At 72.6% G+C, this 25998-nt stretch carries 17 protein-coding genes; 7 read left to right on the top strand and 10 right to left on the bottom strand.

The features are described 5' to 3' along the window. Nucleotides 1-3: 3 nt before the first annotated feature. Nucleotides 4-5007, bottom strand: coding sequence for an NAD-glutamate dehydrogenase (locus tag ACZ6EJ_RS09900; protein ID WP_469265872.1), 5004 nt, complete (start codon nt 5005-5007; stop codon nt 4-6). A 397-nt stretch (nt 5008-5404) separates the two neighbouring features. Next, nucleotides 5405-5911 (bottom strand): DUF6912 family protein, encoded by a 507-nt coding sequence (locus tag ACZ6EJ_RS09895; protein WP_469265871.1) that lies wholly within the window; start codon nt 5909-5911, stop codon nt 5405-5407. A 274-nt stretch (nt 5912-6185) separates the two neighbouring features. On the opposite strand from ACZ6EJ_RS09895, the gene ACZ6EJ_RS09890 reads away from it, so the two are divergent. Beyond that, nucleotides 6186-6629, top strand: coding sequence for an Rv3235 family protein (locus tag ACZ6EJ_RS09890; RefSeq protein ID WP_469265870.1), 444 nt, complete (start codon nt 6186-6188; stop codon nt 6627-6629). Between the two features lie 636 nt (nt 6630-7265). Here the strand turns inward: ACZ6EJ_RS09890 and secA are convergent. Continuing rightward, entirely contained in the window at nt 7266-10088 is a 2823-nt protein-coding gene (gene secA, locus ACZ6EJ_RS09885; protein ID WP_469265869.1) for a preprotein translocase subunit SecA, read from the bottom strand. Between the two features lie 333 nt (nt 10089-10421). On the opposite strand from secA, the gene ACZ6EJ_RS09880 reads away from it, so the two are divergent. After that, entirely contained in the window at nt 10422-11642 is a 1221-nt protein-coding gene (locus tag ACZ6EJ_RS09880) for a winged helix-turn-helix domain-containing protein (RefSeq protein WP_469265868.1), read from the top strand. Here ACZ6EJ_RS09880 and ACZ6EJ_RS09875 read toward each other — a convergent pair. The 7 genes from ACZ6EJ_RS09875 to mtnA all read right to left on the bottom strand — a co-directional run bounded on the left by ACZ6EJ_RS09875 (nt 11635) and on the right by mtnA (nt 20191). Next, nucleotides 11635-12387 (bottom strand): response regulator, encoded by a 753-nt coding sequence (locus tag ACZ6EJ_RS09875; RefSeq protein WP_469265866.1) that lies wholly within the window; start codon nt 12385-12387, stop codon nt 11635-11637. The two genes, ACZ6EJ_RS09880 and ACZ6EJ_RS09875, sit on opposite strands and share 8 nt — an antisense overlap. 183 nt (nt 12388-12570) lie before the next feature. Continuing rightward, nucleotides 12571-13260 (bottom strand): ribosome hibernation-promoting factor, HPF/YfiA family, encoded by a 690-nt coding sequence (gene hpf, locus ACZ6EJ_RS09870; protein WP_469265864.1) that lies wholly within the window; start codon nt 13258-13260, stop codon nt 12571-12573. 324 nt (nt 13261-13584) lie between these two features. Then, nucleotides 13585-14313 carry a ComF family protein gene (locus ACZ6EJ_RS09865; protein WP_469265862.1) on the bottom strand — a complete coding sequence of 243 codons (729 nt, stop codon included), beginning with the start codon at nt 14311-14313 and terminating at the stop codon, nt 13585-13587. 148 nt (nt 14314-14461) lie between these two features. Continuing rightward, nucleotides 14462-16294, bottom strand: coding sequence for an LpqB family beta-propeller domain-containing protein (locus tag ACZ6EJ_RS09860; RefSeq protein WP_469265979.1), 1833 nt, complete (start codon nt 16292-16294; stop codon nt 14462-14464). A gap of 28 nt (nt 16295-16322) precedes the next feature. After that, on the bottom strand, nt 16323-18353 hold the full coding sequence (gene mtrB / locus ACZ6EJ_RS09855; RefSeq protein WP_469265861.1) for an MtrAB system histidine kinase MtrB: 2031 nt from the start codon (nt 18351-18353) through the stop codon (nt 16323-16325). A 1-nt stretch (nt 18354) separates the two neighbouring features. Continuing rightward, nucleotides 18355-19044, bottom strand: a complete 690-nt coding sequence (mtrA, locus tag ACZ6EJ_RS09850; RefSeq protein ID WP_007448372.1) for a two-component system response regulator MtrA — start codon at nt 19042-19044, stop codon at nt 18355-18357. 4 nt (nt 19045-19048) lie between these two features. After that, nucleotides 19049-20191 (bottom strand): S-methyl-5-thioribose-1-phosphate isomerase, encoded by a 1143-nt coding sequence (gene mtnA, locus ACZ6EJ_RS09845; RefSeq protein WP_469265859.1) that lies wholly within the window; start codon nt 20189-20191, stop codon nt 19049-19051. 140 nt (nt 20192-20331) lie between these two features. Here mtnA and ACZ6EJ_RS09840 point away from each other — a divergent pair, with 140 nt between their 5' ends. The 5 genes from ACZ6EJ_RS09840 to ACZ6EJ_RS09820 are packed head-to-tail and all read left to right on the top strand — an operon-like array spanning nt 20332 to nt 25818. Beyond that, nucleotides 20332-21543, top strand: coding sequence for a DUF7847 domain-containing protein (locus ACZ6EJ_RS09840; protein WP_469265857.1), 1212 nt, complete (start codon nt 20332-20334; stop codon nt 21541-21543). Nucleotides 21544-21547: 4 nt separating this feature from the next. Next, nucleotides 21548-22237: a DUF4129 domain-containing protein gene (locus ACZ6EJ_RS09835; protein WP_469265855.1), complete on the top strand. Its 690-nt coding sequence runs from the start codon at nt 21548-21550 to the stop codon at nt 22235-22237. Then, nucleotides 22234-23469, top strand: a complete 1236-nt coding sequence (locus tag ACZ6EJ_RS09830; protein ID WP_469265853.1) for a DUF4350 domain-containing protein — start codon at nt 22234-22236, stop codon at nt 23467-23469. The genes ACZ6EJ_RS09835 and ACZ6EJ_RS09830 overlap by 4 nt, the downstream gene beginning before the upstream one ends. Next, on the top strand, nt 23466-24494 hold the full coding sequence (locus ACZ6EJ_RS09825) for an AAA family ATPase (protein WP_469265851.1): 1029 nt from the start codon (nt 23466-23468) through the stop codon (nt 24492-24494). The genes ACZ6EJ_RS09830 and ACZ6EJ_RS09825 overlap by 4 nt, the downstream gene beginning before the upstream one ends. 10 nt (nt 24495-24504) lie before the next feature. Then, nucleotides 24505-25818 (top strand): DUF58 domain-containing protein, encoded by a 1314-nt coding sequence (locus ACZ6EJ_RS09820; RefSeq protein ID WP_469265850.1) that lies wholly within the window; start codon nt 24505-24507, stop codon nt 25816-25818. Nucleotides 25819-25998 lie beyond the last annotated feature (180 nt).

Raw genomic sequence — 25998 nt, 5'->3', positions numbered from 1 at the left:
CGGCTACGCGTGCGTGCGCAGCAGCGTGCGCATCGTCCGCATCGCCACCGACAGGTTGGCCAGGTCGAAGGCGTCCGAGTTCTGGATCTCCTCCAGCGTCGAACGCGACCGCGCCAGGATCGCCGCGTTCTTCTCCTCCCACGCCCGGAACCGCTCCTCCGGCAGGGCGGCCTCGTCGCCCACGCCCAGCACGTCCGCGGTGAGCGCGGCGTGGGCGGCGTACAGGTCCTCGCGGATGGAGGCGCGGGCCATGGACTGCCAGCGGTCGGCCCGCGGCAGCTCGATGATCCGGTCCATGAGCTGGGAGATCCGCAGCCGGTCCCCGAGGTCGTAGTACACCTCGGCGACCTCCAGCGGGGTCCTGCCCGTACGGTCGGCGATGGCCACGATGTCCAGCGCCGGGAAGGCGGACGAGAACCCGGCCACCCGGACCGCCAGCTCGTCCGGGACGCCCGCGGAGGTCAGCTCGTCCAGGAGCGAGTGGTACCAGTCCAGGTCGGCGCCCCGCAGGAGCTTGGGCAACTCCTCCCAGACCTGCTCGACGCCGTCGCGGAACCTCTCGATGGTCTCCGCGATGGCGACGGGCTGCGGCCGGTTGCCCAGCAGCCAGCGCGAACCGCGCTCGACCAGGCGGCGCGAGTGGAGCCGGATACGGGTCTGGACGTCGGCGGCGACCCGGTTGTCGAGCGCCTCGACGGCGTCCCACACCGAGGACAGGCCGAAGATCTCCCGTGCCGTGAACTGGGCCCGCACGATCTCCTCGATCGACGCCCCCGTCTCCTCGCGCAGCCGGTGCAGGAACGTCGAACCGGCGGTGTTGACGGTGTCGTTGACCAGCACCGTCGTGATGATCTCGCGGCGCAGCGCGTGCCCGTCGACCGCCTCGGGGAACCGCTCGCGCAGTTGGCTCGGGAAGTAGGCGTGCACCAGCTTCTGGAGGTGCGGGTCGTCCGGCAGGGTGGTGGAGATCAGCTCGTCGGCCGCCGTGATCTTGGTGTAGGCGATCAGCACGGCCAGCTCCGGCTGGCTGAGCCCCTTGCCGTTGCCCAGCAGCTCGCGGACCTGCCGGTCGGCGGGCAGGAACTCCAACGCCCGGTCGAGGGCGCCGTCCCGCTCCAGGCGCCGCATGAAGCGCTGCTGGGCGTGGAGCAGGGAGGGGGCCTGGGCGCGGGCGTTGGAGAGGGCGACGTTCTGCGCGTAGTTGTTGCGCAGGACGAGCGTGCCGACCTCGTCGGTCATCTCGGCCAGCAGCTTGTTGCGCTGCTTGACGGTCATGTCGCCGTCCCGGACCAGCCCGTTGAGCAGGATCTTGATGTTCACCTCGTGGTCGGAGGTGTCCACGCCGGCGCTGTTGTCGATCGCGTCGGTGTTGATCCGGCCGCCGTGGCGGGCGAACTCGATCCGGCCGAGCTGGGTGGCGCCGAGGTTGCCGCCCTCGCCGACCACCTTGGCCCGCAGGTCCTCGCCGTTGACGCGGATCGCGTCGTTGGCCTTGTCGCCGACGTCGGCGTTCGACTCGGAGACGGCCTTGACGTACGTGCCGATGCCGCCGTTCCACAGCAGGTCGACGGGGGCCTTGAGGATGGCCTGCATCAGCTCGGCGGGCGTCATCTTGGTGACGGACCCCTCGATGCCGAGCGCCTGGCGGACGTGCGCGTTGAGCGCGATCGACTTGGCGGTGCGCGGGTGGACGCCGCCGCCCGCGGAGAGCAGCTTCGTGTCGTAGTCCGCCCAGGAGCTGCGGGGCAGCTCGAACAGCCGCCGCCGCTCGGCGTACGAGGTCGCCGCGTCCGGGTTCGGGTCGATGAAGATGTGCCGGTGGTCGAACGCGGCGACCAGGCGGATGTGCTCGGAGAGCAGCATCCCGTTGCCGAAGACGTCGCCGGACATGTCCCCGACGCCGACGACGGTGAAGTCCTCGGTCTGGGTGTCGTGGCCCAGCTCCCGGAAGTGCCGCTTGACGGACTCCCAGGCGCCGCGGGCGGTGATGCCCATGCCCTTGTGGTCGTAGCCGGCCGATCCGCCGGAGGCGAACGCGTCCCCGAGCCAGAAGCCGTACGCGACGGCGACCTCGTTGGCGATGTCGGAGAAGCTCGCGGTGCCCTTGTCGGCGGCGACGACGAGGTAGGTGTCGTCCTCGTCGTGCCGGACGACGTCGGCGGGCGGCACGACCTCCCCGGCCACCATGTTGTCGGTGATGTCCAGGAGCGCGGAGATGAACGTGCGGTAGGCGGCGATGCCCTCGGCGAACCAGGCGTCCCGGTCCGCGGACGGGTCGGGGAGCTGCTTGGCGACGAAGCCGCCCTTGGCGCCGACCGGCACGATGACGGTGTTCTTCACCATCTGCGCCTTGACCAGGCCGAGGATCTCCGTACGGAAGTCCTCGCGCCGGTCGGACCAGCGCAGCCCGCCGCGGGCGACCTTGCCGAAGCGCAGGTGGACGCCCTCCACGCGCGGCGAGTAGACCCAGATCTCGAACGCGGGGCGGGGGGCGGGCAGGTCCGGGATGGCCTGCGGGTCGAACTTCATCGAGACGTAGGAGTGCGGAGCGCCGTCCTGCGCCGTCTGGAAGAAGTTGGTCCGCAGGGTGGCCTTGATGACGGTGAGGAAGGACCGCAGAATCCGGTCCTCGTCGAGCGAGGCGACCTGGTCCAGGGCCCCGTCCAGCTCCTCCAGGAGGCCGTCGGTCAGCTCCGTGCCCGCGCTCTGCCGGCTGGGCGACATCCGGGCCTCGAAGAGCGAGACGAGCAGCCGGGTGGTGTGGACGTTGTTGCGGAGCGTGGACTCCATGTAGTCCTGGCTGAAGGTCGATCCGGCCTGCCGCAGGTACTTGGCGTAGGCGCGCAGGACCATGGCCTGGCGCCAGGTCAGACCGGCGCCCAGGACGAGCGCGTTGAAGCCGTCGTTCTCCGCCCGCCCCTCCCAGACGGCCGCGAAGGCCTCCTGGAACCGGGCGCGGGCGTCGTCGGCGAGGTGGCCGCCGTGCCCGTCGGCCTGCGGCATCCGCAGCCCGAAGTCGTAGATCCAGGCGTGCGTGCGGTCGGAGCAGCGCAGCTCGTACGGGCGCTCGTCCACGACCTCGACGCCGAGCTGCTGGAGCGCGGGCAGGACGGCGGAGAGGGAGACCTGCTCGCCGGTGCGGTAGATCTTGAAGCGGCGCTCGCCGGGGCCCGCGCCGACCGGCTCGTACAGGCTGAGGGCGAAGTCCTGCTCGTCCTCCTTCAGCGTCTCCAGGTGGACCAGGTCGGCGACGGCGGCGCGCGGCGAGTGGTCGGCCTTGTACCCCTCGGGGAAGGAGTGGCCGTACTGCCGCTGGAGTTCGGCGGCGCGCTCCTCGCCCAGCTCGGCGGTGAGCGCCTCCTGGAAGCCGTCGGCCCAGGAGCGGGCGGCCTCGACGAGGCGGGCCTCGATGCGGTCGGCGTCCGCGTCGGTGAGGTGGGGCAGCTCGGTGCCGACCGGGACCCGGATGACGAAGTGCAGCCGGGAGAGGATCGACTCGGTGTTCCAGGCGGTGAAGTCGACGCTGGTGCCGCCCAGTTCCTCCTTGAGGATGTCGATCAACCGCAGGCGCACGCCGGTGGTGTAGCGGTCGCGCGGCAGGTAGACGATGGCGGAGTAGTAGCGCCCGTACTCGTCCTGGCGCAGGTAGAGCCGCAGCCGGCGGCGCTCCTGGAGGTAGAGGACGGAGGTGACGATGGAGCGGAGCTGGTCGACCGGCGTCTGGAAGAGCTCGTCGCGCGGGTAGGTCTCCAGGATCTGGAGCAGGTCGCGGCCGTCGTGGCTGTTGTACGAGAAGCCCGCGCCCTCCACGACCTCGGCGACCTTGCGGCGGATGACGGGCACCCGGCGCACGGACTCGGTGTAGGCGGCGGAGGAGAACAGGCCGAGGAAGCGGCGCTCGCCGACGACGTCGCCCTTGGCGTCGAACTTCTTCACGCCGACGTAGTCGAGGTAGCTGGGGCGGTGCACGGTGGCCCGGCTGTTGGCCTTCGTCAGGACCAGGAGCTTGTGCTCGCGGGCCTTGGCGCGGGCGTCGGCGGGCAGCCGGTCGAAGGACGGGCTGACCGGGTGGGCCTCGTCCTCGGTGTGGTGCGGGTCGGAGCGCAGGATGCCGAGCCCGGTGCCGGGCACGGCGGCGAGCGCGTCGCTGTCCTTCAGCTCGTACTCGCGGTACCCGAGGAAGGTGAAGTGGTCGGCGGCCAGCCAGCGCAGCAGCTCGCGGGCCTCCTCGACCTCCTCGTCGGCGAGGTCGTCGAGCGGTTCGCCGGGCAGGTCGTCCGCGATCCGCAGGGCGGCCTCGCGCATCTTGCCCCAGTCCTCGACGGTCTCGCGGACGTCGGAGAGGACGCGCAGCAGGTCGGCGGTGATCTGCTGGAGGTCGGCGCGGTCGGTCTCGCGGTCGATCTCGACGTGGATCCAGGACTCGACGAGCGCGTCGTGGGGCAGCTCGGCCCGGTCCGCCTCGGCGCTCCCGCCGCCCCGGCCGCTCGTGCCGATGCGGGGGCCCTCGGCCAGGACCTCGATGAGCTTGCCGGCGACATCGCGGCGGACGGTGACCTGGGGGTGGATCACGACGTGGATGCCGCGCCCCTGGCGGGACAGCTCGTTGGTGACGGAGTCCACGAGGAACGGCATGTCGTCGGTGACGACCTCGACCACGGAGTGGCTGCACGTCCAGCCGTTCTCCTCGACGGTCGGGGTGTGCACCCGGACGTTGGCGGTGCCCTGCGGACGGTTCTCGGCCAGCCGGTAGTGCGAGGCGGCGGCGCCGAACACGTCGACCGGGTCGCGGCCGCCGAGGTCTTCCGGAGCAGTGTGCAGGTAGTAGCGCTGGAGGTAGGCGAGCACCGCGTCCCGGCCGGGACGGGCCTCCTCGTCGGCCCCGGCCGCGACCTGCGCCCGCGGGGTGCCTCCCGGCCCACCGGCACCACCACCCGGACTGTTGTCAGCTACCTTGGCCGCCCGTGCGAGCAGCTCGGCCTTGGCTTCGTCCAGCTTGGTCTGCATGTCCTCTGGCTCCTGTCGCGCGCCGTTGCGAGACGTAGGTGAGAGAAGCGGCGTACCGCCACGACGCGGGGTTTCCGGTCCGGATCGGCGCTGTGCCGCTTCGAGAGATACCCGTCGCCGTACCGCCCGTGTTCGGCCGCCGGTTCGGGGTCGGGAGATCGCGGGTCGTCCGGGTGCGGTGGCACTCCGGGCGGCGGCCGGGGGCTTCGCTGCCCCCGAGGCGTATCGCGCTGATCACGGCACCAGGCTATCGCTCCCGTACCCCGGCCCGTCATGTGCTGCTTGTGTACAAAAGAACACACCGAACTTTGACACTACGGACAGTGCGCCGGGCCGGGACGAGGTCTTCGGGCACGGGGACACGGCGCCGCCGCGGCCGCCCCCGCCGGACGCGGCGTCAGCCGATGAGCTGGGGGATCTCCTGCACGCCGAACCAGAGCAGCTCGTGGTCCTCGGCGCCGTCCACGGTGAACCGCGCGTCCTCGTCGCCGTGGTCCGCCGCCCCCAGCGCCGCCGCGGCGGCGGCCACGTCCTCCTCCGCGTCGTCGGCGTCCACGTGCACAGCGGCCGCCTTGGCCAACGGCAGCGCGGCGGCGATCCGCACCTCGCCGAGCGAGGACGCGTCGAACCCGTGGTCGGGGTCGGCGACGGCGGCCCCGTCCGGTACGTCGACGGCGACGACGACCCGCCGCCGCACCTCGTCGGGGCTCCGGGCGATGAGCCGGAGCGAGGCGGCCGCGGCGCGGGTGAGCGCCGCGTACTCCAGCTCCTCGATGTCGTCGGACACGTACCACTCCCGCAGTCCGGGGGTCACCGCGTAGGCGGTCAGCGGTCCGGGGCCCAGCTCGCCCGCACCGTGCGCCGCTGCGAGACCGGAGAGGGCCAGGGGGACGTACACGCGCATCGCAGGCCGCTTTCGTAGAGGGAGACGCCCCCAGGATACGTGGGGGCCGCCCCCTTTCGGGTTTCGGCGACCGGGGTCCCCCGTCTACCGGAAAGGGCCCGTCACCCCCCTCCCCGCCCTTGCCGGGCAAGGGGAGCGCCACGGACAGGTGAACCCGTCCGGCCCCCGGCCACCGCCGTGAGGCCCTTGCGGCGCTGACGACCGCCCCCGTAGAAGAACCCCAACAAAAGTTACCGCCCGGTACAAGCCGGGCCCGGTCAACGGGGCGAAGAGCATGAGCATGGACAGGACGAGGCCCGCCGGCCGGCGCGACCAGCGCCGCCCGCAGTCAGTACCCGCACAGCGGCCGCGCAGGCAGCCCCACCGGCCGCCGAGGCCCCACCAATGGTTCGCCGAGCGCCTGCTCGCGGTCCTCAGCGGCCAGCGCCCGGTGCAGTGGATGCTCGGCCACACCCTCGGCGACGCCTACGACCAGCTCGCCGAACTGGCCTCCCACGCCCCCCTGACGGACGGCCGGGGCAGCCGCCCCGTCCTCCGCCACTGCCGGGGCGCCCAGCCCGCCACCGGCGTGGTGGAGGCGTTCGCCAGCATCACGGCGGGCGACCGCGTCCGGGCGATGGCCTTCCGCCTGGAACAGGGCGCCGACCAGCGCTGGCGCTGCACGGCCGTGGAACTGGGCGGCGAACGCCTCACCCCCGGCCGCGCCGGCGGCCGGTGAGCCCTGGCGGCACACGAGCGGGGCCGGGCGAGCGGAGCCGTGTCGAGCGGCGCACGGGCGGGGCCGGGGCGAGCGGCGCGCGGGCGGGGCCGGGCGAGCGGCGCGCGGGCGGAGCCGGGGCGAGCGGCGCGCGGGCGGCGGGGCTGGCCCAGCCGGTCGCGTACGGGCGGGGAGCGGGCTGTCCGGTACGCCGCACCCGCCCGGCCGCTCCGAGGGGCCGGGCGGGGGACGACGTACGCCGGGGCCTTCCGACGCACACGACTGCGGGCCTGCTCGGCGGAGGCTCCCCCGGCCTACGGGGCGGGACGGTCCCGGACGTCCCGACCCGTAGGCCACGGCGAGACCGCATCGGCGTCCGCGTCCCGCACGGCCGCGGCCCGCTCCCCGCCGCACCGCCGGGCGGCGGCGATCCTCGCGGGCGGACCGGCACCGGGGCGCCCGCGGGCGGACCGGTCCGCCCCGCACGGCTTCGAGCGACCCGCCCGCCCCTCCCCTGCGCCTCGGGCGGCCCCGGCCCCCGCTCTCCCCTCCGGGACGCGACGGGGGCCGGACACCGCGTGGTGTCCGGCCCCCGGCCGTACCGCTCGGGCGGGCCGCGGCGGAGGGGACCCTCCGCCGCCTCGCCCGCCCGCCGTGCTACTTCTTGCGGCGACGGCCCCCGCCGCTGCTCTTCTGGGCCTTGCGGCGCTCCGCGCGCGTCATGCCGTCCGGCGCAGCGGCGCGGCCGCCGTCGCCGTTCTCGAAGTCGCCCTCGACGACGCCGCCCTCCCCGTCCACCGTGGGAGCGGAGAAGTGGAGCCGGTCCGGGCGCTGCGGGGCCTCCAGGCCCTTGGCGCGGATCTCCGGACGCGGGGCGGACGCGGCGGCGCCCTCCTTGGTGAGCGAGGCGCGCTCGCCCGCGTCCTGCACCGGGACCTCCTCGACCTGCTGCTCGACCTGGACCTCCAGGTTGAACAGGTAGCCGACGGACTCCTCCTTGATGCCCTCCATCATGGCGTTGAACATGTCGAAGCCCTCGCGCTGGTACTCCACCAGCGGGTCCTTCTGCGCCATGGCCCGCAGGCCGATGCCCTCCTGGAGGTAGTCCATCTCGTAGAGGTGCTCACGCCACTTGCGGTCCAGGACCGAGAGGACCACGCGCCGCTCCAGCTCGCGCATGATCTCGGACCCGAGGGTCCTCTCGCGCTCCTCGTACTGCTCGTGGATGTCCTTCTTGACGGACTCGGCGATGAACTCGGCGGTGACGCCCGCCAGGTCCCCGGCCGCCTCCTCCAGCTCCTCGACGGTGACCTTCACCGGGTAGAGCTGCCGGAAGGCGCCCCACAGCCGGTCCAGGTCCCACTCCTCGGCGAAGCCCTCGGCGGTCTCCTGCCGGATGTAGTCGTCGATCGTGTCGTCCATGAAGTGCCGGATCTGGTCCTGGAGGTCCTCGCCCTCCAGGACGCGGCGGCGCTCGCCGTAGATGACCTCGCGCTGCCGGTTGAGCACCTCGTCGTACTTCAGGACGTTCTTGCGGGTCTCGAAGTTCTGCTGCTCGACCTGCGACTGCGCGGAGGCGATGGCGCGGGTGACCATCTTGTTCTCGATCGGGACGTCGTCGGGGACGTTCGCCATCGACATGACGCGCTCGACCATCTGGGCCTTGAACAGGCGCATCAGGTCGTCGCCCAGCGACAGGTAGAAACGGGACTCGCCGGGGTCGCCCTGACGGCCGGAGCGACCGCGCAACTGGTTGTCGATGCGGCGCGACTCGTGCCGCTCGGTGCCGAGGACGTAGAGCCCGCCCAGCTCCTTGACCTCCTCGAACTCCGCCTTCACCGCCTGCTCGGCCGCCTCCAGCGCGGCGGGCAGCGCGGCCGCCCACTCCTCGACGTTCTCCACCGGGTCCAGACCGCGCTGGCGCAGCTCCGCCTCGGCGAGGTCGTCCGGGTTGCCGCCGAGCTTGATGTCGGTGCCTCGTCCGGCCATGTTGGTGGCGACGGTGACGGCGCCCTTGCGGCCGGCCTGGGCGACGATCGTCGCCTCCCGGTCGTGCTGCTTGGCGTTGAGGACCTCGTGCTGGACGCCGCGCTTGGAGAGCTGCTGCGAGAGGTACTCGGACTTCTCGACCGAGGTGGTGCCGACCAGGATCGGCTGGCCCTTCTCGTGCTTCTCCGCGATGTCGTCGACGACCGCGGCGAACTTGGCGACCTCGGTGCGGTAGATCAGGTCCGACTGGTCGACGCGGACCATGGGCCGGTTCGTCGGGATCGGCACCACGCCGAGCTTGTAGATCTGGTGGAACTCGGCGGCCTCGGTCATCGCCGTGCCGGTCATGCCGGAGAGCTTGTCGTAGAGGCGGAAGAAGTTCTGCAGGGTGATCGTGGCGAGGGTCTGGTTCTCGTCCTTGATGTCCACCCCTTCCTTCGCCTCGATCGCCTGGTGCATCCCCTCGTTGTACCGGCGGCCGGCGAGGATACGGCCGGTGTGCTCGTCGACGATCATGACTTCGCCGTCGATGACGACGTAGTCCTTGTCCTTCTTGAACAGTTCCTTCGCCTTGATGGCGTTGTTCAGATACCCGACGAGGGGGGTGTTCACCGACTCGTACAGGTTGTCGATGCCGAGCCAGTCCTCGACCTTGGCGACGCCGGACTCGTGGATGGCCACGGTCCGCTTCTTCTCGTCGACCTCGTAGTCGCCGGTCTCCTCGATGCCCTTGAGCTGGTTGCCCGGCTCGCCCTTGGTGAGCCGCCTGACCAGCTTGGCGAAGTCCCCGTACCACTTGGTGGCCTGGTCGGCCGGGCCGGAGATGATCAGCGGCGTACGGGCCTCGTCGACGAGGATCGAGTCGACCTCGTCGACCACGGCGAAGTTGTGGCCGCGCTGGACCAGCTCGTCCTTGGACCACGCCATGTTGTCGCGGAGGTAGTCGAAGCCGAACTCGTTGTTCGTGCCGTACGTGATGTCGCAGGCGTACTGCTCGCGGCGCTGGGCCGGGGTCATGTTGGAGACGATGCAGCCGACGCTGAGCCCGAGGAACTTGTGGACCCGGCCCATCATCTCGGAGTCGCGCTCGGCGAGGTAGTCGTTGACCGTGATCAGGTGGACGCCCTTGCCGGAGAGGGCGTTGAGATACGCCGGCAGGGTGCCCACGAGGGTCTTGCCCTCACCGGTCTTCATCTCGGCCACGTAGCCGAGGTGCAGGGCGGCTCCGCCCATCATCTGTACGTCGTAGTGGCGCTGTCCGAGGACGCGCTTGGCGGCCTCGCGGACCGTGGCGAACGCCTCGGGAAGCAGGTCGTCCAGGCTCTCGCCGTCCGCGTACCGTTCCTTGTACTCGTCGGTGAGCGCCCGCAGCTCGGCGTCGGAGAGGTTGACGAAGTCCTCTTCGATGGAGCTGACCTGGTCCGCGATGCGGTGCAGTTTGCGCAGGATCTTGCCTTCGCCTGCACGCATGAGCTTGTTGAAGACGGACACTGAGGCTGGTCTCCTTGCCGGTCGGGCCTGGCACTGGGTCGTGTAATGGACTCTGGCGCGGGCACGGCAGGTGGGCCCCACCGCAACGGCCATCGTAAGCGAGGACACCACCGCGTCGGGAGGGCTGCCGCCGCGTGGACCTCGCCGCACCCTCACAGGACAACGGCGCAAGGGCGCGGAAGGTGCCGGGAAGCCCGAAAAGTGCTGACGGCTCCCCCTCCACCCGCGGGACGCCGGGGCTGCCGGACCGCCCCGGAGGCGGCGCCGACCGGCCGGTGATCTCCGTGACGGCGCGGTTCCGGGCTGTCAGTGGCGGCGTCTAGGGTTCCCCGTATGACGCCTGTGCCTCCTCCCGCAGTCGAACTCTCCGCCGATCAGGCCCGCCGCATCGCGCTGCGCGCCCAGGGCTTCCTGGGGGCCCCGGACCGGCGGGCGGGGGTGCCGGGGGTGCTGCGCCACCTCGGGGCCGTCCAGTTGGACACGATCTCGGTGCTGGCGCGCTCGCACGAGCTGATCCCCTACGCGCGGCTCGGCGCGGTGGGCCGCCGCGCGGTGGAGGACGCCTACTGGTCGGGCGGCCGGGCCTTCGAGTACTGGTCGCACGCCGCGTGCGTGCTGCCCGTCGAGGAGTGGCCGCACTTCGCGTTCCGCCGCCGCGCCTACCGCTCCCGCCCGCACTGGCACCACGACCTGCCCACCGGCGTGTACGACACGGTGATCAAGCAGTTGCGCGACGAGGGCCCGCTGACGGCGACCGAGCTGGGCGGCGCGAAGAACGGCGGCGAGTGGTGGGACTGGTCGGCGTCCAAGGTCGCCGTCGAACGGGCCCTGATGTACGGCGAGGTGGTGTGCACCGAGCGGCGCGGCTGGAAGCGGGTCTACGACCTCGCCGAGCGGGCCATTCCGGACGCCCTGCTCCACGACGAGTTGAGCGACGCCGAGTGCCGGCGGCGGCTGGTCGCGCTGGCCGGCCGGTCGCTGGGCGTCGGCACCCGCGGCGACATCGCGGACTACCACCGGCTCAGGGCCGAGGAGTTCGACGCCGTGGTGGCGGACTCGGGGCTGGTGCCGGTGACGGTGGAGGGCTGGTCCAGGCCGGCCTGGGCGGACCCGGCGGCCCTGGCCCAGGAGCCTCGCGGCCGCCACCGCACGACGCTGCTGTCCCCGTTCGACTCCCTGATCTGGGAGCGGGCGCGCACGGAGCGGATCTTCGACTTCACCCACCGGCTGGAGGCCTACGTCCCCAAGCAGAAGCGGATCCACGGCTATTTCGCGATGCCCCTGCTGGCCGGCGGGAAGCTGCGGGGCCGGGTCGATCCGGCACGCGAGGGCGCCACCCTGGTCGCCCGGCAGGCGTCCCTGGACGGCCCCCGGGCGGTGGCCTCGATGGCACAGGCGCTGGTGGAGGCGGCGAGCTGGGTGGGGTGCACCGGCATCCGGCTGGAGCGGGTCGACGCCCCCGAGCTGCGCGAGCCGCTCCGGGCGGAGATCGACCGGGCGCTGCGGGCGCACCCTGCCCCGGCGTCCGCGGGAGCGGCCGGAACGGCTATCTGATCTCCAGGATCTTCTCGCGCATGGCATAGACCACGGCTTCCATCCGGGAGTGGAGCTGCAGTTTCTCCAGGATGTTGCGTACGTGGTTCTTCACCGTGTTCTCGGAGATGAACAGGCCCTTGGCGATGTCGCGGTTGTTCATTCCCGTCGCCACGAGTTTCAGCACTTCCAGCTCCCGTTCGGTGAGCCGGGGTGCGGGGACGAGCCGCCGCTCGTCGGTGCGCTGGATCATCGACTTGAATTCGGTGAGCAGCTTGGAGGCCATGGAAGGGCTGATCTGGGACTGCCCGTCGGCGACCGCGCGAATGGCGGTGGCCACTTCGTCGGTGGAGATCTCCTTGAGCAGATATCCGGTGGCGCCGGCCTTGATCGCGTCGTAGAGGTCCGCTTCCTCGTCGCTGATCGTCAGCATGATGATCTTCGCGCTGGGGGCTACCTCTTTGATGGAGGTGCAGGCCTCGATCCCGCCGCGCCGGGGCATCCGGACATCCATCAGGACGATGTCGGGGAGCAGGTCCGCGGCCTTGTCGACCGCCTCCGCGCCGTCTCCGGCCTCCCCGACGACCTGGATGTCCTCCTCCTGGGCGAGGACGATCTCCAGGCCCCTGCGGAAGAGCGCGTGGTCGTCGACCACGAGGACCCGGATGGGCTCCTTGCGTGCGGAGCCGTCCGCGCCCGCGCCGGTGAACCCACCGGCGCCGTCGGAGCCGCGCGCACCGCGCGCGGGCCCGAAGGTGTCCGCCATCGTCTCTCCCCCTGAAGGCCACGGCCTGAAGTCTCGGTCGTACGCCAACGGCGTTTCGCGCAACACCCGTTGGCTCGGGCCGCCATGATTCCATGCCCGGACGTCACGGTGGTGGTCCCGCGTGCGCGGGCGAGTGCCCCCGGTGGCGCGAAACCGCTCCGGGGGCGCTCCGACGGCGTGGCGTCAGCTTGCGAGCGCGCCGCCCGCGCCGCCCGCCTCGTCCGCGGCGAGGGGGTCGGTCCTCAGGTGGATGACGCCGTAGTCGTAGCCGTGCCGCCGGTAGACGACGCTGGGCTCCTTCGTCTCGGCGTCGACGAACAAGTAGAAGTCGTGCCCGACGAGTTCCATCTCGTAGAGCGCCTGATCGAGCGCCATCGGTGCGGCGGTGTGGGTCTTCTCGCGCATCACGAGAGGCCCGTCGCCCTGCACCTCCAGGGAGCCGATCTTCTTGGTGGGGACGGTCTCCGGCGACTGCTCGCCGACCAGCTCGCCGTCCTCGTCGAACGAGGCGACGCCGGGCACCACGTCCCCGACCTCGGCCGCCGACAGACGGCCGTTGCCCCGGCGGCTGTAGCGCTTGTCGTGCTGCTTGCGCAGCCGCGCCTCCAGCTTGCCGGTGGCCAGATCGAGCGCTGCGTAGGGGTCGCCCGCCGCCGCTTCCGCCCGGATGACCGGCCCCCGCGAGCGGAGCGTGATCTCCACCCGGTCGGAACGATCGGCCTGACGGGGATTCGGCTCCTTGGACACCTCGACGTCGAGGCTGATCACCTTGCCGTCGAACTTCTGGATCTTGTCCAGCTTCAGCTTCTCGGCCACGTGCTTCCGGAACCGCTCGGGCACCTCGGTCTTGCGGCCCTTGACGACGATGTCCACGCAGAACTCCGTTCCCGGATAGCCCCGCTCAACGGCGGAGCGTCTCCCTTTTGCACCAAGCCCCGGTGATCACCAGGGCCTCGGACTCGGTGGCTTTCGCCTCCTCCTCCCCCGCCGGACGGGTCGTAACCCCACCCGACTCGCGCTTCTCCAACGGTGGGACACCTGCCCGAAACCCGGTGGTGCATTCATCGAGGACCGGCATTCACCATTCCTCACAACCGAACATAGCCTGCACACCGGGGTCTCGGCACCCGCTACCGGCACGTACCTCCGTTCGCGGGCCAATGCCCTCTCATCACCTGCAACGACGCGCGTTCCCGGTCAGTTCCGGTTCATTTCGAAGGCGGACGGAGAGGCCGCGACGACGGCCGCCGGCCACGCTCCGTGCCCGCCCGGTGGCGACACGCGGCCCAGCCCCTCCGCGACGGCGCGCGCCGCCTCCGCCAGCGTCGAGCCGGTCGTCATCAGATCGTCCACGAGGACCACCCTGCCGCGGCCGAGCAGCCGCTCGCCTCCCGCGGCGAACTCCAGGGCTCCGGCCAGGTTCGCCCGCCGCTGCCGGGCTCCCAGGCCCGACTGGTCCGCGACCGCGCGCCGCTGCCGCAGCACCGGGACCATCCGCGCGGGCCGCCCGGTGCGCCGCAGCTCCCGTGCGGCGGCCCGCGCCATCCTGCGCACCGGATCGTGGCCGCGCGCCGCGGTGGCCGACCGCGCGGAGGGCACGGGGACCAGCAGCAGGGCGTCCGCACCGCCCGACCGCCCCGCCACCGCCCGTACGGAGCCCGCCAGGGCCCGCCCCAGCGGTCCCGCGAGCCCCAGCGCCCCCCGCTCCTTGTGGGCCAGCAGGACCGCGCGTACGGCGTTCTCGTAGGGCGCCGCCGCGTACACCAGGGGGAGGCCCGGAGGGCGCGGCGACGGCCGCACACGGCGGGCCGGGGCGGCGAGCAGGGCGGCCCGGCACACCGCGCACAGCTCGGAGCGCGGACTGCCGCAGCCCACGCAGGCGACCGGCAGGACCAGCCCGGACAGCTCCCGCCACGCGCCCCGCATGGGACCACTGTGGCGTCCCGGCGCGCACCGGGCCACCCCTGTGGACAACCGGCCGGCCAGGGCCTGGGTCAGCCAGGGCCTGGATGAGCCGGGGTCTGGGTCAGCCGGGGCCTGGGTCAGCCGGGGCCTGGGTCAGCCGGGGCCTGGGTCAGCCGGGGTAGACCAGCGAGGTGCCCTGCTTGAGGACCGTCTGCCAGTTGTCCCCCGGAGAGAGCTTCACGATGCCGTCCCCCACGGTTTCCGCCATCAGGGGAAGCAGCTCGTCGTCGGCCGCGGCGACCGACTGGACCTGGTTGACGCCGGGGAGGGCCCCCGAGGCCGACGTGGAACCGTCCGCCTGGACGTACCGCACCTGTCGGACGCCGCCCTCCTCCTTGCCGACCACGACCAGGCGGCTGCGGCCCGACCAGGAGATGGCCGTCACGTCCGTGAGCTGCGGCGCGGCCTGGCGCAGATCCTCGACCGAGATCCTCGGCGCCGCCGTCGACCCGCGGCGCTCGACCCGGCCTATCTTCAGCGTCGTACGCCCGTCCTCGGTCAGCAGCAGCGCGATCCGCACGCCGTCCGCCGACATGCGCAGCTCCTCGATCCGGCTGCCGCGCAGGTCCGGGACCCGGACCTCCTGCGGCTCGCCCACCCCCCCGGCCAGCCGGAGCAGCCGGGGCCCGGCCGGGTCGCGGTCGGCGATCCACAGGTCCCCGCGCCCGTCCCAGCTCGGCGACGACAGCCCGTCCGCGCCCTTCTTCGCCGCGCTGGTGACCAGCGGCGGGGCCAGCTCGCCCACCGCCTCCAGAGAGGCCACGTACAGGTTCCGCCCGTCGGCGGAGACCGCGGCCGCCCGCTCCTCGTTGCGGGCGACGCCGACCGAGCCCATCGGCACCGCGCCCACGCCGAGGGCGCCGGTCACCGGCTCGGGCGTGCCGCTGCCCTCGGTGGCGCCGGGTATCCGCTCCACCTGCCCCTTGTCGTTGATGAAGTACTGGCTGTCGGGGCCGCCGGAGCCGCTGTCGGCGGAGAACTCCGCCGCGTCGTCGGCGTCCAGCGCGCAGAGCCTGCCCCGGCCGCCCTCCAGCTCCACCCGCTCGACCCGCGCCGAGGTGACGTCCCGGAGCGTGTGGAGCACCTGGGCGGCCATCATCCGGCAGGCCCCCCGGCCCACCTTGTCGGCCTTCCGGTTGAGCGGCACCCTCAGGACGTTCTTGTCGTCCGGCGGCAGCCCGATGGTGCCCTCGCGCAGCGCGGTCCCCGCCGGGAACCGGGAGTCCACCACCGGCCGCAGCCAGTCCGTGGGCCCGGCCAGCAGCGTCCTGACGGTCTGCGTGACGGTGTCCATGCGGGTGACCGGGTCCGTCCGGTTGCGTACGTAGACGGGGTCCGCGACGAGCGTCGGCCGCCCGTTCGTCCGCCCGGCGGCGAAGTAGTACGTGTTCACGGAGCGGTAGAGGCGCTTGAAGTCGGACTGGCCGAGGACCAGGCCGTCCGGCACGGCGTCGATGCGCCACTCCTGCCGGCCCTCCGCCCCCTTCTCCAGCACGAGGTGGAGGGTCTGGGAGTAGTCGGTGGGCGCGAGCGGCTGGTAGGAGCTCTGGGCGTCGACCGCCGCCACCTTCTCCCCGGTCAGCGTGTACGTCGTCTCGGTGGCCTGGGCCCGGCCGCCCTCGTCGCGGAGCAGGGGGCCGCTGCGGTTGGGGGCCTGGGCGAGCACGGTGGTGCCCGCGTTCGGCCGCCACGTCCGCGCGGCGCCGGCGCTCAGGTACTTGCGGGTGGTGGCGAACGCGGGGTCGTCGCTCGTCATCGACTCCAGGAAGCCGTCGACGATCTCGCTGGGCGGCGCGCCCTCACGCGGGGCCACCGCGTACACCTGCACCTGGGAGTCGCCCGGCTGCGAGGCGTCGACCGCCTTCACGTCCCCGGTCACCGGCATCGAGCCGCATCCGGCCAGCACCACGACGCCGCAGCCGAGCAGCGCGGACATCCGCACCGCGCGCCGGCGGCCGCCCCGAGAGCGGTCAGTACCCACGAGTGGAGTCCTCCTGGTCGGATGGGTGTACGCCGTCGCCCGCGTACCCCCCGGAACCCTCCGGGGCCTGACGCGCCACGACGCGCGCCCCGTTGCCGGGCAGGGCCGCGGGGTGCGCCGTCGCCGGGGCGGCGGCCCGCGGGGCGGGGCCCCGGCCGGGCAGCGGCGAGCGGTCGCCGGCGCCGGGCTGGCTGGGGACGGACGGAAGGCGGTGGTGGTCGTCGGGGCGCGCCGCCCCGTCGCGCTCCCGCTCCTCCCGGTTGCGCCGGGAGTCCTCCGGCTCCAGCGGTATCGGCGAGCCCCGCAGCGGCTCGTCCGCCGTGCGCGGCAGGGTCAGCCGGAACTGCGAACCGCCGCCCGGCTCCCCCCACGCCTGGAGCCAACCGCCGTGCAGCCGGGCGTCCTCGACGGCGATGGAGAGGCCGAGGCCCGTCCCGCCGGTCGTCCGGGCCCGCGCGGGGTCGGCGCGCCAGAACCGGTTGAAGACACGGGTCGCCTCGCCGGGCTTGAGCCCGACCCCGTAGTCCCGTACGGCCACGGCGACCGCGCCCTGGGCCACGCCCATCCGCACCACGACGTCCCGGCCCTCGCCGTGCTCGACGGCGTTGACCACGAGGTTGCGCAGCACCCGCTCGACACGGCGGGGGTCGGCCTCGGCTATCACCGGCTGCTCGTTGCCGACGACCAGGATGCGGCTGCCCTTGCGCTCGGCGAGCGGCTCGGCGCCGCCGATCACCCGGTGCACCACGGTCCGCAGGTCTATCGGCTCGGCCTCCAGGGCGGCCGCGCCGGCGTCGAAGCGGCTGATCTCCAGGAGATCGGAGAGCAGCGACTCGAACCGGTCGAGCTGGTCGCCCAGGAGTTCGGCGGACCGTGCGGTGACGGGGTCGAAGTCGGCCCGCGCCTCGTGGATGACGTCGGCGGCCATCCGCACGGTGGTGAGCGGGGTCCGCAGCTCGTGCGAGACGTCGGAGACGAAGCGCCGCTGCATCCGGGAGAGCTCCTCCAACTGCTGGATCTTGAGCTGGAGGTTCTGCGCCATCTTGTTGAAGGCCTCGCCGAGCCGGGCGATGTCGTCCTCGCCGGTGACCTTCATCCGCTCCTGGAGCCTGCCCGCGGAGAGCCGCTCGGCGATGCCGGCCGCCATCCGCACCGGGGTGACGACCTGCCGCACCACGAACCAGGCGATGGCGCCCAGCAGCACGACGACGAACAGCCCGGCGGTCGCCAGGGTCGTCTTGACCAGCGTCAGGGACTTCTCCTCCTGCGTGAGCGGGAAGAGGTAGTACAGCTCGTAGGGGTGCTGGTCGACGTCGTAGAGGCGCTTGCCGACCACGAGCCCCGGCTGCGACTCCTTGCCGTAGGAGTACCGGATCAGGGAGTACGTCTGGAACGCCCCCTGGCCCTTGCCGACGTCCCGGCGCAGCCGTTCGGGCACGCTGGAGGCCTCGACGCTGCCGGAGCCGCGCGGGGCACGGCTGCTCGCGCCCTCGGTGGCGGAGTCCGCGCTGAGCGCCACCACGTTGAACGCGTTCTTGCCGCCGCTGGCGAGCTGGTCGACCAGCTCGGTGCGCCACGAGGCGCTGCCGGTCATGCCGTCGGCGCCCTCCTCCCCCCGGCCGTCCGGCGTGAGGGGGGCGTTCGCCTTCTCCTGGGCCGCGGCGAAACCGCCGGCGGCCTGGGTCTGGGCGGCCTTGCCCTTCGCGTCGAGCAGGCCGTTGCGCACCTGGCCGATCACGACGAACCCGAGCAGCAGCACGACGGCCATCGACATCAGCAGCGTGCCCGCGACGACGCGGAGCTGGAGGTTGCGCCGCCACAGCCGGACGGCGGGAAGCAGCGGTCGGCGCACCCACCGCATCAACAGCCGCGGCACGGGCCCGCCGGGCGTCCGGTCCTCGAACAACCGGCCGCCCCGCAGGAAACGGTTCACGCGCGATGCCTTCCGTCCCGAACCGGCAGCCCGCTCCGTACGGGCCCCCGGCTGTCCGGGCCCCGGAGCGGCGCTGCCTCGGGCCACCTCAGCTCGGTCCGGCCTTGTAGCCGACGCCTCGGACCGTCACCACGATCTCCGGCCGCTCCGGGTCCTTCTCGACCTTGGAACGCAGACGCTGCACGTGCACGTTCACCAGGCGGGTGTCGGCCGCGTGGCGGTAGCCCCACACCTGCTCCAGCAGGACCTCACGGGTGAAGACCTGCCACGGCTTGCGGGCGAGCGCGACCAGCAGATCGAACTCCAGCGGCGTCAGGGCTATGGACTGCCCCTCCCGCTTGACGGAGTGGCCGGCCACGTCGATGACCAGGTCACCGATGGTCAACTGCTCCGGGGCGGGTTCTTCGGAACGCCGCAGGCGTGCCCTGATCCGAGCGACCAACTCCTTGGGTTTGAACGGCTTGACGATGTAGTCGTCGGCGCCCGACTCCAGGCCGACCACGACATCGACGGTGTCGCTCTTGGCAGTGAGCATGACGATCGGCACACCGGACTCGGCCCTGATCAGCCTGCACACCTCGATGCCGTCCCTTCCGGGCAGCATGAGGTCGAGCAGCACCAGGTCCGGCTTGGCCTCACGAAATGCGGCCAGTGCCTTGTCGCCGTCCGCTACGAACGACGGTTCGAAACCTTCTCCCCGCAACACGATGCCGAGCATCTCGGCCAGTGCGGTGTCGTCGTCGACGACAAGGACGCGTCCCTTCATAATCGACATCATCCCATTAGCCAATCGTTACCTGCGATGACCTGGCGCACAGCTCCGCCAGTCCGGCCCCCGTGACCGGGGAAACGACCCCCTCCTCGGTGACGATCGCCGTGATCAGTTCCGGCGGCGTGATGTCGAAGGCCGGGTTGTACGCCGGGGCTCCGGGGGGTGCGACGACCATTCCGCCCCCGCCGCCCGCCGATACTCCCCGAGGCGGTGTGAACTCCGTCACTTCCTGCTCGGGACGCTGCTCGACGACGATCGAAGCGCCGTCCGGGGTCCCCAGATCCACGGTGGTCGTCGGCGCCACCACGATGAACGGCACATGGTGGTACTTGGCGAGCACGGCCAGGGGATAGCTCCCCACCTTGTTGGCCGCCGAGCCGTCCGCGGCGATGCGGTCCGCCCCGATGAGCACGGCGTCCACCTCCCCCGCGGCGAACAGGGAGCCCGCCGCGTTGTCCGTGAGCAGGCTGTACGGCAGCCCGTTGCGCGCCGCCTCGTACGCGGTCAGCCGCGCCCCCTGGAGCAGCGGCCGCGTCTCGTCCACCCACAGCCGTCGCAGCCGCCCCTGCCGGTGCACCCGCAACGCCACGGCGAACGCCGTCCCCTCGCCCCCGGAGACCAGCGCCCCGGTGTTGCAGTGGGTCAGCAGCCGGTGCCCGCCGCCGGGCAGCAACTCCGCCAGCAGCGCCGCCCCGTGCTCCGCCATACGCACGCTGGCCTGCGCGTCCTCCTCGTGCAGAGCCCGCGCCTCGGCCAGCGCCGCCGCGGCGGCCCCCTCGTCGCCCGCCCCCTTCCCGGCGGCCGCCCGATGGGCCGCCGCCACCCGCCGCACCCCGTAACCGAGGTTCACGGCGGTGGGCCGCGCCTCCTCCAGCAGTACGGCGGCCTCCGCCACGTCGTGGCCCCGCGCCGCGGCGAGCGCCACCCCGTACCCCCCGGCGATCCCGAGCAGCGGAGCCCCGCGCACCGCCAGCGTCCGGATCGCCCGCACCAGCGCGGGGACGTCGCCGCACACCAACTCGACCTCCTCGGCGGGCAGCCGCGTCTGGTCGAGGAGCACCAGCGCGGGGCCGCCCGGAGGCTCGTCCCAACGGAGTACCGAAAGCGGGGGCGGCTCGGCGCCCACCGGTGATCGCGCGTCCTGTTCAGCCATCCGCCCAGTCTGCCCGGTGCGCCGCCCGCGCATGAGGGGGCGAAGGAGACGGAGCGGCTGGTCCCCGTCCGGCGGGCGCGTGGCACGATGGCTGCCAACCTGCCGCACCGATGAGCGGACAGGACGGTGAAGGAGCGAGAATGAACGACTCTCCGGGCTGGGCGTCGCCCGGATCTGCCCCCTCCGACGGCAAGGAGGCGGCGATTCCCCGCCCCTCCGGCCCCCAGGACGGAAGCGGCCCGACAGGACAGTGGTCCGCCGAGCAGCCGCCGCCCGGGCAGTGGTCCCCACCGAGCACCCCCGGCAGCGGCCCCGGAACACCGCCGCCCGCCCCCGGACCGGGCGGCGGCCCGCACCGCCAGGGCTGGGCGGTGCCCCCGCCGGCCGCGAAGCCCGGTGTCATCCCCCTGCGCCCTCTGAGCCTCGGGGAGATCCTGGACGGCTCGGTGTCCGCCCTGCGCGCCCACTGGCGCACCGCGCTCGGCTTCAGCCTCGCGGTCTCCGTGATCACGCAGATCGCCGTCATCCTCCTGCAGCGCTACCTCCTTCCGAAGCCGACCACCGTCGACCCCAACGCCACCGGCGGTGAAGCCCTCCGCCAGGCCTCGGAGTCCGCCCGGTCCACGTTGTTCGCCCTCGCCCCCATCTCGCTGCTCACGATGATCGCCACGCTCTTCACCGCGTCCCTCGTGACCGTGCTGATCAGCCGCTCGGTGCTGGGACGCCCCGCCACTCTCTCCGACGCCTGGGCCGAAGCCCGCCCCCGCGTCCTCCCGCTGATCGGGCTGACCCTGCTGCTCGCCGCGATCACGGCCGTGATCATGACCGTGGGCGTCGGACCCGGCCTCCTGCTGGGCTCCGAGGCCGGGGCGGCGCTCGCCGTCCTCGGCTTCACCGCCGCCTGCGTCGTCCTCCTCTGGCTCCAGGTCAGCTTCACCCTCGCCGCCCCCGCCCTCATGCTGGAGCGGCAGGGCATCGTCGCCGCGCTGCGCAGGTCGGCCAAGCTGGTCCGCGGCGCCTGGTGGCGCACCTTCGGCATCCTGGCGCTGACCTATCTCCTGGCCTTTCTGCTGGCGTCCCTGATCTCCATCCCGTTCGGCGTCCTCGCGGTGATCGCCGACGGAACCGACGTCAGCGAGTTCCTCAGCAGCGCCGGCCCCTCCCTGAGCTGGCCCTCCCTGATCGTCTCGGGCATCGGCGAAGTGCTCGTCTCGACGCTGCTCTACCCCTTCGTCGCGGGCGTGATGGCCCTCCTCTACGTGGACCAGCGCATCCGCCGCGAAGCCCTGGACCTTGACCTGGCACGGGCCGCGGGCCTGCCCGGCTACGACGCCGACACCCCTGGGAGCTGATGCGGTGTCGGGGGCGGGGGGCGCCACAGCAGCATCCGGCACGGCCGCAGCGGGCGACATACCCGTGGACATCCCACGGGTCCCCGCGCGGGAGGCGGCCGAGAGCGAGCTGTCCGAGCCGATGTACCACGAGCACGAACCGAACGCCCTGCAACGCGCCCTGGACCGCTTCTGGGACTGGGTCGCGGGTGTGTTCGACGCCGCCGCGAGCGCGGCTCCCGGCGGCCCGATCGGAGTCGTGATCCTGGCCGTCGTCCTCGTCGGCCTGGCCGCGGCCCTCTGGTGGCGGCTCGGCACCCCGCAACGATCCTCCAGGCCGTCCGACACGCTCTTCGACGGCGACGGCCCCCGCAGCGCGGCCCAGCACCGCGCTGCGGCCGAGGCCCACGCCGTGGCTCTGCGCTGGACCGAAGCCGTCCAGGAAGGGATGCGCGCCATCGTCCGGTCGCTGGAGGAACGGGCCCTGCTCGACCCCCGCCCCGGCCGCACCGCGGACGAAGCGGCGGCCGAGGCGGGCCGCGCCCTGCCCGGCCACGCCACCCGGCTCCGGGCCGCCGCCCGCACTTTCGACGACGTCACATACGGCGGCCGCGCCGGGGACCGGCCGACGTACCTGTCCCTGCGCTCCCTCGACCTCGAGCTGGACACGGTGAAGCCCCTGGTGACCGGCGTTTCCGGGGGCGCCGCCGGATGACCGCCGCTGTCACCCCCTCCCCCACCTCGTTGGCGGCTCCCCCACATCAGACCTGGGTGCGCGTCCGAGGCGTCCTGCTCGTCGTCCTCGTCCTCGTCGTCGCGGGCATCGCGTTCGCCGCCGTACGCTCCGGCGGCAACGACGGCCGGCTCGACCCCCGCTCCGCCGGCCCGCAGGGCAGCCGCGCCGTGGCCGAACTCCTCAAGGCGCGCGGCGTATCCGTCACCGTCGCCACCACTCTCGCCGAAGCCACCGCCGCGACCGGCCCCGACACCACGCTCCTGGTCGCCGGCCCCAACCTCCTCACGCCCTCGCAGCAGCGCCGCCTGCACGCGACCGCCTCCGCCGCCTCCGGGCGCACGCTGCTGCTGGCTCCGGGCCCCCGAGCCGTGACCCACCTGGCGCCCGGCGTACGCGCCGAGCCGCACCGCCCGGTGAGCGCCCTGCCCCCGTCCTGCGCGCTGCCGGCCGCCCGCACCGCCGGCACAGCGGACATGGGAGGCATCCGCTACGCGACGCGGAGCACCAGCGCCGTCACCTGCTACCCGAGCGACGGTCTGCCCAGTCTGGTCGTCCTCCCGGCACGGGGCGGCGGCGACACCGTCGTCCTCGGCTCCCCCGACCTCCTCCACAACGAACGACTCGACCAGCAGGGCAACGCCTCGCTCGCTCTCCAACTCCTCGGCTCCCGCCCTCATCTCGTCTGGTACCTCCCCTCTCTCACCGACCCGTCGGCCGGGGCCGACGACGCTTCCGACAGCGATGACGAACAACGGGCGGACGGGCAGGGGGACGACGAGAGCAGCTTCCTCGACCTGATCCCCGCGGGCTGGCTGTGGGGAACGCTGCAACTCGCCCTCGCCGCGGTCCTGGCCGCGATCTGGCGGGCCCGTCGACTCGGCCCTCTGGTGACGGAACGGCTGCCGGTGGCCATCCGCGCGTCGGAGTCCGCCGAGGGCCGCGCCCGGCTCTACCGCAAGATCAACGCCCGCGACCGGGCCGCCGACGCACTCCGGGCCTCCACCCGCGCCCGCGTCGCGTCCCTCACCGGCGTCCCCGCGCGTGACGCCCATTCCTCCGCTGCTCTCCTCCCTGCCGTGTCCGCACGCGTCACCACGCCGGGCCATGACATCGGCACCCTGCTCTTCGGCCCGGCTCCCGCCACCGACTCGGCCCTGGTCCTCCTCGCCGACCAACTCGACGCCCTCGAAAGAGAGGTACGCACTTCATGAGCGCCCCGACCCCCGAGCCGGCCGATCCCACGGCGGCGTCCACCGGTCCTGCGGCTCCCGTGGAATCGGGGCCGTCCGACAGCGCCCGCGCGTCCCTGGAGTCCCTGCGCTCCGAGATCGCCAAGGCCGTCGTCGGTCAGGACCCCGCCGTCACGGGACTCGTCGTGGCCCTTCTGTGCCGGGGCCACGTGCTGCTGGAGGGCGTACCGGGAGTGGCCAAGACCCTGCTGGTCCGCGCGCTCGCCGCCTCGCTCGACCTGGACACCAAGCGCGTCCAGTTCACCCCCGATCTGATGCCGAGCGACGTCACGGGCTCGCTGGTCTACGACGCGCGCACCGCCGAGTTCTCCTTCCAGCCCGGTCCCGTCTTCACCAACCTGCTGCTCGCCGACGAGATCAACCGCACTCCCCCCAAGACCCAGTCCTCCCTCCTGGAGGCCATGGAGGAGCGACAGGTCACCGTCGATGGAACATCCCGCCCGCTGCCGGACCCCTTTCTCGTCGCCGCGACGCAGAACCCCGTCGAGTACGAGGGCACCTATCCCCTGCCCGAGGCGCAACTGGACCGTTTCCTACTGAAGTTGACGGTGCCCCTTCCGTCTCGTCAGCACGAGATCGACGTCCTCACCCGACACGTCGGCGGTTTCGACCCGCGCGATCTGAAGGCCGCGGGCATACGCCCCGTCGCGGGAGCAGCCGACCTGGAAGCGGCCCGTGACGCCGTGGCGAAGACGACCGTCTCCCCTGAGATCACCGGCTATGTCGTGGATATCTGCCGTGCCACGCGTGATTCCCCCTCACTCGCCCTCGGCGTCTCCCCCCGAGGCGCCACCGCACTGCTGTCGACCGCACGCGCCTGGGCCTGGCTCACCGGCCGGGACTACGTCATCCCGGACGATGTGAAGGCCCTCGCGCTTCCTACGCTCCGTCATCGCATCCACCTGCGGCCCGAGGCGGAAATGGAGGGAGTCACAACCGACTCCGTCATCGCCTCGGTGCTCGCCCACGTCCCCGTACCCCGGTGAGGCGGTGACCATGGCCCTCACCGGACGTACCGCGCTGCTGGCCGCCTTGGGATCACTCCCCGTAGGCATCTTCACTCCGAGTTGGACCGGGATGCTGGCGGTCAACGCTCCCCTCTCACTGGCGATTCTGTGCGACTACGCCCTGGCAGCGCCAGTGCGCACGCTCCGTTTCACTCGAACCGGCGATACATCTGTTCGACTCGGTGACGCGGCAGAAGTGCGACTCACCGTGACCAATAGCTCGGGCCGACGTCTTCGCGCCCAACTGCGGGACGCCTGGCCGCCCAGCAGTTGGCCCGCGGGCGAGGACCGGCCTGCCTCGCGCCACGCGGTGACGGTTCCGGCCGGCGAACAGCGCCGCCTGGTCACCGTTCTGCGTCCCACCCGGCGCGGCGATCGCCGGGCCGACCGGATCACCGTCCGGTCCTTCGGCCCGTTGGGCCTTGCCGCGCGGCAGGGGCAGCATCGAGCCCCGTGGACTGTGCGGGTCCTGCCGCCGTTCACCAGCCGCAAGCACCTGCCGTCCAGGCTCGCCCGGCTTCGGGAACTCGACGGCCGCACGAGCGTCCTCACCCGTGGCGAGGGCACGGAGTTCGACAGCCTGCGCGCTTACGTTCCGGGGGACGACACCCGTTCCATCGACTGGCGGGCCACCGCGCGCCAGACCGCGGTCGCGGTCCGGACCTGGCGTCCCGAACGAGACCGCCATCTTCTGGTCGTCCTCGACAACGGGCGCACGTCCGCGGGCCGGGTGGGGGACGTTCCCCGGCTCGACGCCGCGATGGACGCCACGCTCCTGCTCACAGCACTCGCGACGCGAGCCGGGGACCGCGTGGGCCTTCTCGCCTACGACCGCCGGGTCCGAGCCCAAGTGCAGGGCCGAACAGCGACGGGCGACGTCCTGGCGGCCGTCGTGGAGTCCTTGGCAACCCTGGAGCCGGAGCTCGTCGAGACGGACGCCCATGGGCTCAGCACGGCGGCCCTCACCGCCGCACCGCGTGGTTCGCTGATCGTCCTTCTCACCACTCTGGAGGCCGCCCCCATCGAGGAGGGCCTCCTTACGGTGCTGCCTCAGCTCACCCGGCGCCACACCGTTCTCCTGGCCGCCGTATCCGACCCCCGTATCGAGGAGATGGCCGAGGGGCGGGGAACGGCGGAGGCGGTGTACGCGGCCGCCGCCGCCCGCCAGGCCCAGGCCGACCGACGGCGTACGGCCGACAGGCTCCGGCGCCACGGTGTCACCGTCGTCGATGCCGCTCCAGACGCTCTCGCTCCCGCGCTGGCCGACGCGTATCTGGCGCTGAAAGCCGCAGGCCGGCTCTGAATGCGGAGCGGGGCGGCAGCGCGGCACTTCACCGCCTGCCGTGTGGCCGACCCGTGCACCACCTCGTGAGAGGCAACGTGTCCGGAACGCAGAAAAGCCCCGTGCCAATGGCACGGGGCTTTCCCGGAAAAATTGTTCGGCGGCGTCCTACTCTCCCACAGGGTCCCCCCTGCAGTACCA

It is taken from the genome of Streptomyces sp. NPDC041970 (assembly GCF_055588985.1).
This window is presented reverse-complemented; position numbering and strand designations above follow the sequence as displayed.

Coding starts and splice junctions, on each gene's coding strand:
- mtrA (WP_007448372.1), bottom strand. CDS start 19,044: ATGATGTCGATTATGAAGGGACGCGTCCTTGTCGTCGACGACGACACC.
- ACZ6EJ_RS09890 (WP_469265870.1), top strand. CDS start 6,186: ATGAGCATGGACAGGACGAGGCCCGCCGGCCGGCGCGACCAGCGCCGC.
- ACZ6EJ_RS09820 (WP_469265850.1), top strand. CDS start 24,505: ATGGCCCTCACCGGACGTACCGCGCTGCTGGCCGCCTTGGGATCACTC.
- ACZ6EJ_RS09830 (WP_469265853.1), top strand. CDS start 22,234: ATGACCGCCGCTGTCACCCCCTCCCCCACCTCGTTGGCGGCTCCCCCA.
- ACZ6EJ_RS09880 (WP_469265868.1), top strand. CDS start 10,422: ATGACGCCTGTGCCTCCTCCCGCAGTCGAACTCTCCGCCGATCAGGCC.
- ACZ6EJ_RS09865 (WP_469265862.1), bottom strand. CDS start 14,313: ATGCGGGGCGCGTGGCGGGAGCTGTCCGGGCTGGTCCTGCCGGTCGCC.
- ACZ6EJ_RS09900 (WP_469265872.1), bottom strand. CDS start 5,007: ATGCAGACCAAGCTGGACGAAGCCAAGGCCGAGCTGCTCGCACGGGCG.
- mtnA (WP_469265859.1), bottom strand. CDS start 20,191: ATGGCTGAACAGGACGCGCGATCACCGGTGGGCGCCGAGCCGCCCCCG.
- ACZ6EJ_RS09825 (WP_469265851.1), top strand. CDS start 23,466: ATGAGCGCCCCGACCCCCGAGCCGGCCGATCCCACGGCGGCGTCCACC.
- ACZ6EJ_RS09840 (WP_469265857.1), top strand. CDS start 20,332: ATGAACGACTCTCCGGGCTGGGCGTCGCCCGGATCTGCCCCCTCCGAC.
- ACZ6EJ_RS09895 (WP_469265871.1), bottom strand. CDS start 5,911: ATGCGCGTGTACGTCCCCCTGGCCCTCTCCGGTCTCGCAGCGGCGCAC.
- ACZ6EJ_RS09875 (WP_469265866.1), bottom strand. CDS start 12,387: ATGGCGGACACCTTCGGGCCCGCGCGCGGTGCGCGCGGCTCCGACGGC.